Genomic DNA, 3,353 nt, shown 5'->3' with positions numbered 1-3,353 from the left:
CCGGCGCGAAGTCTCACCAGCGCCGCCGCCCGCATCCCACCCCGGGATGCGGGCGGCGGCGTTTTCAACAGTGTCCGCCGATAACTCGATAACTCGGACGCGGAGGATTGGCGTGAGGGTGGGTTATCGGCGCGAACGTGTTGCTTTAGGTCGGGTTGTCGGCACGGACGTGTGTTTTGGCCCGGCGGCATGTGGGGGGGGCGTGTTTTTGCACGACCCTGGGCGACACTGCACGACCCTGGTGCGCTTTCCACGACCCCGGGGTGGTCGTGCAACATGCACCAAGGTCGTGGAACGCGGCCCGAGGTCGTGCAGTATCACTCTCCTGCATCAAGCCGAGACGGGCACCCTACACAAACCACAACCAACTGACACGCACACCCAGCGCTAGCGCCTACTACGAGCCTTTGTACCCTGGTGTGCGGGTATTTGCCGCACACCAGGGTACAAAAGCTCGCAGCAGAGGGTGCTTGCGGTGGTGGCGCCTGCGGTGGTGGCGCGCATGGTGGTGCTTGCGGTGGTGACGCGCATGGTGGCGCCTGCGATGGTGACGCGCATGGTGGTGCCTGCGGTGGTGATGCGCACGGTAGGTTTGGGCGTGTGCTGCTAACCGTCGCCGTCATCGGCCCCGCCCACGCCCTCAAGGGCGAGGTGCGCCTCGAAATCCGCACCGACGATCCCGAGGGCCGGCTCGCCCCCGGCAGTGTGCTGCCCGTCGATCCCGCCACCGGCCCCGCTGCCGCTGGACACCTGACCGTCTCCCGGCTGCGCTTCGACGGCACCCGCTGGTACGCCGCCTTCGTCGAGGCCCCGGACCGCACCGCCGCCGAGGCCCTGCGCGGGGTGAAGCTGCTGGTGGAGACGGACGCCGAGGAAGCGGAGGACGACGACGCCTGGTACGCCCACGAGCTGATCGGCCTGCGGGCCATCCGGGTGCTGGCGGACGGCAGCACCCAGGAGCTGGGGGAGGTGAGTGGCCTGGAGCCGGGTGTCGCCCAGGACCGCCTGTTGGTGCGTACCCCCGACGGACAGGAGGTGTCCGTCCCCTTCGTCGAGCAACTCGTCCCCGAGATCGACCCCGACGCCGGCACCGTCACCATCGACCCGCCCGGCGGCCTGTTCCCCGGCCTGGGAGAGGCGGAGGAGGCCCGGTGAACCGCCTGGACCAGACCGAGGCCGTCGCGTCGCCGTCCCCGATGCCCGTCGCGGAGGCGTTCCCGGCGTCCGCCTCCGGGCCCCTGCGCCTGGACGTGGTGACGATCTTCCCCGACTACCTGCGCGCGCTTGACCTGTCCCTGATCGGACGAGCCCACGCCGACGGGCTGCTGGACCTGCATGTCCACGACCTGCGTGACTGGACCCACGACCGCCACCGCACCGTGGACGACACCCCCATCGGCGGTGGCGCCGGCATGGTGATGAAACCCGACGTGTGGGGCGCCGCCCTCGACGACGTGCTGGCCGCCCCCCTGCCCGCCGCCCCGGCCAGCGCTGAGGTCGCGGAGCCCACGAAGGTTGCGAGCCTGCCCGCCCCCAGGCGCGTGCTGGTGATCCCCACCCCCTCCGGTGAACTGTTCACCCAGCGCACCGCCGAGAACCTGGCGGGCGCCGACCAGCTCGTCTTCGCCTGCGGCCGCTACGAGGGCATCGACGCCCGCGTGGCCGAGCACTACGCGTCGTCCGGCGTGGAGGTGCATGAGCTCTCCATCGGCGATTATGTGCTCAACGGCGGGGAAGCCGCCGTCCTGGTCATGATCGAGGCCATCGCCCGCCTGCGCCCCGGTGTGCTGGGCAATCCCGAGTCGATCGTGGAGGAGTCCCACACGGGCGCCGGCCTGCTGGAGTACCCCGTCTACACCCGCCCCGTGGCCTGGCGCGGCCTGGACCTCGCCGCCACCGAGCCGGTGCTCCTGTCGGGCGACCACGCCCGCATCGATCGCCACCGTCGTGACCAGGCGGTGGCCCGCACCGCCGTGCGCCGCCCCGACCTAATGGCCCGACTGGACCCGGCCCGCTTGGACGCCGGCGACCGCGCCGCCCTGACCCGCAACGGCTGGGTCGCGCCGGCCGGCGCCTCCCACCCGGTGCCGTTGGTGGTGCGTCCCGCACTGGAAGCGGATCTGCCTGCGCTCGCGGACCTGGCCGCGCGCACCTTCCCCGACGCCTGCCCCAGCTTCCTGACGAGCGAACAGATCGCCGCCCACATTGCCGTGAATCTTTCCCCTCAGCGCCTGGCCACCTGGCTAGCGGACCCGCGCGTGGTCCTGACCGTGGCCGAGCTGCCCGACGGCCTGCCCGCGCCCCCCGAGGTCCCCGGCACCTCGGCGCTGCCGCCCGGCGCGTTGGTGGGCTACAGCGCGGTGGTCGCCGAGTCCCTCGACGCCGCCGGCGCACTTCCCGCCGGACTCGACCCGCGCCCGCCCTCCGTCGGCGTCCCGACCGGCCCCGACGACGTCGGTGGGTTGGCTGCGGAACTGTCCAAGGTGTACGTCGACGCCCGCCTGCGTGCCTCCGGCATCGCCCCGACCCTGCTGGCAGAGGCGGTCTGTGATGCCGCCACCATGGGGGTCACCGCGCTGTGGTTGGGCACCAATGACGCCAATCGCCGCGCCCAGAAGGCCTACCGGCGCGCCGGCTTCCGCAAGGTCGGTACCCGCACTTACGAGGTCGGCGGGGAGCGCTGCCGCGACGTCGTCATGGTCCTTAACCCGCAGGAAACGGCCGCGTAGACGTTACCTGGCCGCCGGCGGGAGGCGCACCGCGCAGCCGGCGGACGTGAAATCCGGCACGAAGCGCCGTCGTAGCCCTCTGACGGCGCGGCCCCTGTGGCAGACTGGACCGGCCTCGGGCCTCGGACCGCCCCTGCCACTGGGGAGGCGGTCAGGAGTAGGACCCGCTGGCATCCGCATGCGGCACGAGCCGCCCGACCGGCACCCCGGCCGGCGGCGCCGCCTGTTAAACGCTCGCTGACCAGTGGCACGGGCGTGGAGAGAAATCAATGACCAACCTGATCGACGAGATCGACGCCGCCTCCCTGCGCGACGACATCCCCAACTTCCGGGCCGGCGACACCCTGCGGGTGCACGTCAAGGTCGTGGAGGGGTCCCGCAGCCGCATCCAGGTCTTCCAGGGCGTCGTCATCGCCCGCAAGGGATCCGGGGTCTCCGAGACCTTCACCATCCGCAAGGTCTCCTTCGGCGTCGGCGTGGAGCGTACCTTCCCCTTGCACACCCCCACGATCGAGAAGATCGAGGTCGTCACCCGCGGTAACGTGCGCCGCGCCAAGCTGTACTACCTGCGCAACCTGCACGGCAAGGCCGCCAAGATCAAGGAGTACCGCGCCAACTGACGGC

General features: G+C 71.4%; 3 protein-coding genes. All 3 read left to right on the top strand.

Annotated elements, in window-relative coordinates:
- Positions 1-600 precede the first annotated feature (600 nt).
- The 3 genes from rimM to rplS all read left to right on the top strand — a co-directional run bounded on the left by rimM (position 601) and on the right by rplS (position 3,349).
- Positions 601-1,155 carry a ribosome maturation factor RimM gene (gene rimM, locus DRB06_RS03725; RefSeq protein WP_073332900.1) on the top strand — a complete coding sequence of 185 codons (555 nt, stop codon included), beginning with the start codon at positions 601-603 and terminating at the stop codon, positions 1,153-1,155.
- Between the two features lie 83 nt (positions 1,156-1,238).
- The gene (trmD, locus tag DRB06_RS03720; protein WP_181575177.1) at positions 1,239-2,729 is read left to right on the top strand and encodes a tRNA (guanosine(37)-N1)-methyltransferase TrmD; all 1,491 of its coding nucleotides are present in this window, start codon (positions 1,239-1,241) and stop codon (positions 2,727-2,729) included.
- Between the two features lie 269 nt (positions 2,730-2,998).
- Positions 2,999-3,349, top strand: a complete 351-nt coding sequence (gene rplS / locus DRB06_RS03715) for a 50S ribosomal protein L19 (RefSeq protein WP_073332903.1) — start codon at positions 2,999-3,001, stop codon at positions 3,347-3,349.
- The last annotated feature ends 4 nt before the right edge of the window (positions 3,350-3,353 follow it).

The organism is Actinomyces sp. Z5 (assembly GCF_003287795.1).
Lineage (GTDB): Bacteria > Actinomycetota > Actinomycetes > Actinomycetales > Actinomycetaceae > Actinomyces > Actinomyces glycerinitolerans.
Note: the sequence above shows the minus strand (reverse complement) of the source record. Positions and strands in the feature narration are given on the sequence as shown.

Excerpts from the sequence above, each read along its gene's own strand:
- rplS (WP_073332903.1), top strand. The coding sequence starts at position 2,999 with ATGACCAACCTGATCGACGAGATCGACGCCGCCTCCCTGCGCGACGAC.